Annotated in this window: 7 protein-coding genes; 4 read left to right on the top strand and 3 right to left on the bottom strand. The window is 57.0% G+C overall.

Annotation, left to right across the window (positions count from 1 at the left end; translation table 11 throughout):
• Positions 1-903: response regulator (locus AC5JJ6_RS37320; protein ID WP_496046886.1), on the top strand; the 903-nt coding region annotated here is incomplete at its 5' end.
• 134 nt (positions 904-1,037) lie between these two features.
• Here the strand turns inward: AC5JJ6_RS37320 and AC5JJ6_RS37315 are convergent.
• Both AC5JJ6_RS37315 and AC5JJ6_RS37310 read right to left on the bottom strand, forming a co-directional pair.
• Complete coding sequence (locus AC5JJ6_RS37315) at positions 1,038-1,448, bottom strand: response regulator (protein WP_496046885.1); 411 nt, start codon at positions 1,446-1,448, stop codon at positions 1,038-1,040.
• On the bottom strand, positions 1,424-2,404 hold the full coding sequence (locus tag AC5JJ6_RS37310) for a sensor histidine kinase (RefSeq protein WP_496046884.1): 981 nt from the start codon (positions 2,402-2,404) through the stop codon (positions 1,424-1,426). Before AC5JJ6_RS37310 ends, AC5JJ6_RS37315 begins: the two co-directional genes overlap by 25 nt.
• 254 nt (positions 2,405-2,658) lie before the next feature.
• On the opposite strand from AC5JJ6_RS37310, the gene AC5JJ6_RS37305 reads away from it, so the two are divergent.
• The 3 genes from AC5JJ6_RS37305 to AC5JJ6_RS37295 all read left to right on the top strand — a co-directional run bounded on the left by AC5JJ6_RS37305 (position 2,659) and on the right by AC5JJ6_RS37295 (position 4,691).
• Positions 2,659-3,993, top strand: coding sequence for a sensor histidine kinase (locus AC5JJ6_RS37305; protein ID WP_496046883.1), 1,335 nt, complete (start codon positions 2,659-2,661; stop codon positions 3,991-3,993).
• Positions 3,990-4,442, top strand: a complete 453-nt coding sequence (locus AC5JJ6_RS37300; protein WP_496046882.1) for a response regulator — start codon at positions 3,990-3,992, stop codon at positions 4,440-4,442. The genes AC5JJ6_RS37305 and AC5JJ6_RS37300 overlap by 4 nt, the downstream gene beginning before the upstream one ends.
• Positions 4,443-4,580: 138 nt before the next feature.
• Entirely contained in the window at positions 4,581-4,691 is a 111-nt protein-coding gene (locus AC5JJ6_RS37295; protein WP_496046881.1) for a DUF6471 domain-containing protein, read from the top strand.
• A 399-nt stretch (positions 4,692-5,090) separates the two neighbouring features.
• On the opposite strand, the gene AC5JJ6_RS37290 is transcribed toward AC5JJ6_RS37295, so the two are convergent.
• Positions 5,091-6,068: site-specific integrase (locus AC5JJ6_RS37290; protein WP_496046880.1), on the bottom strand; the 978-nt coding region annotated here is incomplete at its 5' end.

Below are 6,068 nucleotides of genomic sequence, written 5' to 3'. Positions count from 1 at the left end.
AGTGGTGGCTGGAACGGGCATGTCGCGCCAATAAGCTGTGAAGACCTTGGCGTGATCCAACTTAGCCGTCTCGGTACAGCACAATATGCAGATCAGGAGAGGCTGTTCCCCGATCAGGTGCTGGGCGCTGGTCGTCTTAATGGTCCCTTGCCAGTGATGAACCGTGCTCTTGCCACGTGCACCATCCCGAAACCCTCCAGTTCATCCCAGTTCGGTTCGACTGACAGCCTGGATGTTGAACGGACTGAACGGACGCGCCATTCTAAGCCGTTCCGCCAGATCGTTATCGAGCACGCGATGTTCGCTCTCGATCTCGTGCAGCGTCAGTTCCCTGGAGGGAACCGGCTGGGTTCAGTTAGAACGATTTTCACCAAATGGAGTAACTCTAATTCATCGATAAAGTCGCAACCTCCTGTTAACAAAAGTAGGCGCATGGTTCGTGACTTGTTCACAAGGTCACGCCTCATGCCACATGCTATGAAACTTATTGCCGATAGAATGCCCTGCGCTGACGCTCGTATTCTGATCTGCGAGGACGATCCCTTGATCGCCTTGGGATGGGCAACGTTTCTGGCCGATGAAGGGTACACAGTGGTTGGTCCTGCCTACAAGGCTGAGAAAGCTTTGGAATTGGCATACCAAGACCTACCAGCCTTGGCGCTGATTGATATCGACTTGGGCGGAATGATCGACGGCATTTCTGTCGCCGCAGAATTGGCCCCTTTGGGTGTCTCTGTCATTTTTGTTACCGCTGATTACCAGAGGGCGGGTCTGGAAGGACGTGAACTTGCCGCTGACATTCTAATCAAGCCAGTGGGAGAGAGTGCCGTCCTCCACGCCATTGCCTCATCCCTTCATCGGAAACGAGAAGCCAACGCTGGTAGGAGCGCGCTGTCTGCTTGATAAGTCCGAAACAGCCTTCGGTCAAACTACGATCTTCCCAGCGTGGCAGCACACGAACACTGAATGTGGCGCATACCGCTGAGTGGGGCGAGCGGAGCATGATGCAGCTAACAAGACTGGTTTAGAGGGTGGGATCAACTTGCGTCGCTGACTGCGCAAGAATGCACTGCCATCAACGCCGTCAGGAGTTGGGTGTCCTTGAATGGCTTCTGAAGGAAAGCCAATGGATTCGTATCTTCGGCCCGCTGGCGCGTCTGCGGATCACCTGATCCCGTGATGAAGATGTGCGGCATCCGGTGCTCGCGGCGAATCACTCGGGCGAGTTCCACCCCATCGCTGGGTCCCTTTAGGTTGATGTCTAGCAGGACGATATCCGCGCCGATGTCTCGGAGCAGCACTAGCGCCTGATCAGCCGTCGCAGCCATGCCGACGACCGTATGTCCTGCTTCCTCCAGCACTGAGGCGATGTAGTCCGCGATGAGCAATTCGTCATCAACGACGAGCACCCTCAGCGCGTCTTTCAGACCGACAACGTAACCCGGCATTGTGTGCCTGTCTCCTGCGACTCAAATGAAACTTCTGCATCTATCTGCGTAGCGAGACGACTAAGGATTTTGGCTCCCAGTCTGTCCCACATCGCGTTCTTCGACTGACGAAGCCCAGTGCCATTGTCGGCGATTGATAGCATAATATCGCTGCCCCTGCGCTCGAAGAGAACGGTCATACGCCCCTTGCGGTTTTCGGGAAAGGCATGCTTGATCACGTTCATCACCAGTTCGTTGGCGATCAACCCGAGTGGGACTGCCACGTTCACTGGGACTTCTATATCCTCCAATACCATCTCAAATTCGACAGAACCTCCGCCCGGTGCGTGCAGGTCACTGATGATCCCTTGCAGAAATGCTCTGAAATCGACGCGGCGGAAATCGTCGGTCCGATAGAACTGCTCTTGTAGAAGGGCGAGCGACTGGATGCGTTGCCCAAGGTCCTTGATCAAATTCCGCGAGGTTGCGTCAGGCAGGCTGGCCTCCGTAAGCCGCATCAGGCTGATGACGAGTTGCAGGTTGTTGTGCAGGCGATGGTATAACTCCTTCAACAACAAATCCTTACTCTCGCGCAGCTTTCTGCGCTCAGTCGCACGCCCGCAGGCAACGCGGGCACTCGTGGCGAGACGCTTGAACTGCTGTGGTGCTTTCACGATGTAGTCATCGAACCCATCTTTGATCGCACGGACGGCCAACTCCTCATTACCCGTTCCGGTGAACATGATCACGCAACACTCCGGGTGCGCCGTTCTGGCGCGCCGGAAGATGTCAAGACCGTTTGTCCAGCGGAGATCATAGTCGGTGATCAGTATGTCAGCGGTGGCTTCGGTCAGGGCCTTGTTCAGGTCCGCATCGTCCCCGATCTCGTGGATGACCGCATCGGAAAATTCCTGACGCAGCGCACGAGCCACAAGGGCGCGTGTGTCAGGATCATCATCAGCAACTAAAATCCGCATAGATATCTCTGCCAGGACGGTACATTCAACGTGACAATCACACATGAGCGAGCCACAGCCAAGCGGCATACGGCCTAATGGAACCAACCGCAAACTGTGTTGATTGTTCTGTCTGCTTGTTTCAAGTTGATTTCGATACAACAGGTGAAGGCATGAAGCTAATCAGCGGGGCGCAGCCTCGAACCATAATGCGGGCGTGGCGTGAACGGCGTATGCTGCCCCCGTTGGGAATGGGGGCGGTTGCCCTTACCCTCATGCTCCTGCTGATCAGTGCCATCATGCTGAACGTCGGTTTTGCGGTTCTTCAGAGCAGCCGCGAGGAAGTTAGGCGCACCAACACGATCCTTCGTCAAATGGCCGAGCTACAGGGAACTCTCCGGGCGGCTGAGACTGGTCAGCGCGGCTATCTACTCACGGGTGAGCCGCGATATCTCAAACCCTACGAGCGGGCCATTGGGGAAGTATGGGCCGAGTTCGACCAGCTTCGGGAACTGGTTCAGCATCCGGCCCAGGTAGAAAGGCTGCGGGCATTGCGGTCGCTGATCGAGGCGAAGCTCGCGGAGTTGAAGAGGACTATCGAACTCCGGTCCCTCAGCTATGAACAAGCTCTGATGGCTGTTCGGACAGATGAGGGGCAACGGCTGACGGAGGAATTCGAACGCATCACCGAGGCGTTCCACGAGACCGAGCGCGACCTCCTCGAAACGCGTGCTCGACGCGAAGAACGGCAGGTACGGCTGTTTAATGCTCTTGCTGCCACAACCGGTTTGCTGGCGCTGCTCAGTGCCGGGGTCGGTGCCTTCCTGTATTTCCGGCAACGCGAGCATGATGAACTGATCAGGCTCAATGCGGAATTGGAGGACCGAGTGGAGGAGCGTACGGCGCGCCTGACCGAAGCCAACCGGGAACTCGATGCGTTTGCCTACACGATCTCGCACGATCTGCGTGCGCCCTTGCGGGCCATACATGGTTATGCAGACGCCCTCGTGGAGGATTACGGTGAGGCACTGCCGCAGCAAGGCAGGCAATATACGCACCGGATCGTGGCGGCGGCATCGCGCATGGACACGTTGATCGAAGACCTCCTGGCCTATAGCCGCATGGCGAGGGAGGAAATCACAGTTCGTCCCGTTTCGCTTTCCAGGCTCATTGATCGGGTAGTTGCGGATGCTAAGCAGCTTATCGCGGCGACCAACGCTGATGTGGAGGTCAAGCAGCCGCTACCGGAGGTGCGCGCCCATGCTCCAATGCTTCGGCAAGTCATTGATAATCTGCTTTCGAACGCGATCAAGTTCGTGGCGGCGGGTGGCAAGCCAAGGGTTCGCATCTGGGCGGAGCGCCGAGGAGAAGGTGCACGGCTGTGGGTCGAGGACAACGGCATCGGTATCGATCCGGCGCATCAGGAGAGAATCTTCCATCCCTTCGAACGCCTGCATGGTGTCGAGACTTACCCTGGCACGGGTATCGGGCTTGCCATCGTGCACAAGGGCGTGGAGCGCATCGGAGGCACGTCCGGTGTCGTGTCGGAGCCGGGACAGGGGAGTCGTTTCTGGATTGACTTGCCGATTGCTGGAGGTGAAACCCAATGAGCGATTATCAGGACGTAATACTGCTGGTCGAGGACAATCCCGACGACGTTCACCTGATCAGCCGGGCGTTCCGAAAGGCCAACATCGAAACGCCGCTTGAGGTGGCCGAGGACGGGGATCAAGCTGTCAACTACCTTTCTGGAATAGACGATGCAGATGGCTCCGAAATGACACCCGTGTTGATCCTACTCGATCTCAAACTGCCGCGCAGATCGGGGTTCGAGGTGCTTGCCTGGATCAAGCGTCACGCGCGACTGCGGCGCGTCCCGGTCGTGGTCCTGACCTCCTCCAAGACAAGCACGGACATTGAACGTGCATACGATCTCGGCGCGAACTCCTACCTCGCGAAACCATTACGCCCTGAGGGGTTGCTCAGCATGGTAATGCAGATCAACTCTTATTGGCTCTCGCTCAACGAGCGTGCCGTCGTACGTCGTGCTGGATCGTAGCAGTCCCCTGCTTCCTTGATGAAGCAGTATTTTCAAGCCATCCGGCCCGCCGACAAGAAGCAGGCAATCTGAAATGGTTTCTGCCGCTGCTCACGGTATCGCGGTGGCAAGCGTGCCGTTGTTTACTGCGTCCACGACATGATGTTGAACATCAGCAATAAAGTTGCGCAGGGGAAGTTTGCAGCCGCTTTCCTGATCCAGTGCCTCTCGGCCATTGGATGCAAGAACCTGCACCTTGATACCATCTAGGTTTCTTTATATCGTCTTGACGTAATATTAAGTCGTTGGTTCTATATCTGCTGTGCGGTATTTCAGCCAGAAAGGATAGTACGATGGCCCAAGCTACCTTGCGTGACGCTATACGCTCGATTGATGAAGTAGCCGCTGGCCTGGACTCACCAGAGCAGAGGCGGAGGCTTGCCGTCGTACGCGTTCAGTTATCGCTTCTGGCGCGAGAGATTGATAAACCTGCAATTCGTACTTCAATGGGGCCTTTCAACAGCTTGCTTCATTGTGCGGCTGAGTAAACTGGAGACTCGTCACGCTTATATAGGCAGAGCGGATGTCTTGGCGTCGTTGTCTTTTTGTCGTTCAACGGACCTGATTACTGGATTGAGTACGTCCAAGTGCCGGACCCGCAGTTGACGCTCACAACGGGAAGCTTGGATAGACAATCCGAGCAATCTCTTGCGCCAGCCGATCCAACGCGACGCCGTTGCCATAGCCGCGCCCGACGCTACCGCCTCCAGCGTGGCCGGTTAGTGCGTCGTGGACCTCCTCACCGAGGCCCGCCGCCCGACAGGCGTCCTTGAAGGAATGCCTGAACGAGTGGAACACCTTGCGCCGGTCGGCCATACCGATGCGGTCGCAGTACCGTGCCCAGAGTTTGCCAAAACTCTCGGCAAAGCTCCCAAACCGATCCGGCTTCAAGCGGGGGAACATGCGCCCGGACTGGATTGGCCTCGCATAATCGAGGAAGCCCAGCCGGATCAGGACAGGATGAAGCGGGACCTTGCGGTGACTGGATGCTGTCTTCAACCGCTTTTTCTGATCCTCCTCATCCAATATTGTGATGTCTATGAACCATGTATCCCCCTCCTGCCTCAGATCGGCTCTGAGGAGTTGAGTTAGCTCGCCCAGCCGCGCTCCGGTGAACAGCGCCAGGATCGGTAGCCAGTATCTTTCATCCCTCACAACGTGGTTTCCCGGTTCCCAGTATTTTTCATCGCTGCGGCACCCGGTCCAGATCGGAGATGCGAAAATCATTTTGATGTCGGCCGCGCTGTAAGGCTGCCGCCGCGTCGCCGCCGCGACCTTGCTTCGCGCCGGAACGGTGCCGGTGACTGGGTTGGCGTCGAGATAGCCATTGTCGCGCGCCCAGCCGAAGACCGTACTTACGATCACCATGTTCTTGATCACCGATCCCTGGCTGAGCCGGGGTGTGTCCCGTCCCTCGAAGGCGGCGATCAGTTCTCGGATGGGCAGCCGCCGTTGCGCCGTTTTGATCGCGACCGGCACCTTGTACAGGAGCGACTTGAAGTCAACGATGTGCGCCTTCGTGACCATGCAGATCGGCACGTCGCTACCCACGGTTTCAATCAGCCGCTTGAAGATCGTCGCGTGCTC

The organism is Skermanella sp. (assembly GCF_059503625.1).
The sequence above is the reverse complement of the archived record's forward strand: the minus strand, read 5'-3'. Positions and strand labels throughout refer to the sequence as shown.

What these genes read in the sequence shown, in the direction of transcription:
- AC5JJ6_RS37295 (WP_496046881.1), top strand. Translation starts at nt 4,581, where the DNA reads ATGATGTTGAACATCAGCAATAAAGTTGCGCAGGGGAAGTTTGCAGCC.
- AC5JJ6_RS37315 (WP_496046885.1), bottom strand. Translation starts at nt 1,448, where the DNA reads ATGCCGGGTTACGTTGTCGGTCTGAAAGACGCGCTGAGGGTGCTCGTC.
- AC5JJ6_RS37305 (WP_496046883.1), top strand. Translation starts at nt 2,659, where the DNA reads ATGCTCCTGCTGATCAGTGCCATCATGCTGAACGTCGGTTTTGCGGTT.
- AC5JJ6_RS37300 (WP_496046882.1), top strand. Translation starts at nt 3,990, where the DNA reads ATGAGCGATTATCAGGACGTAATACTGCTGGTCGAGGACAATCCCGAC.
- AC5JJ6_RS37310 (WP_496046884.1), bottom strand. Translation starts at nt 2,404, where the DNA reads ATGCGGATTTTAGTTGCTGATGATGATCCTGACACACGCGCCCTTGTG.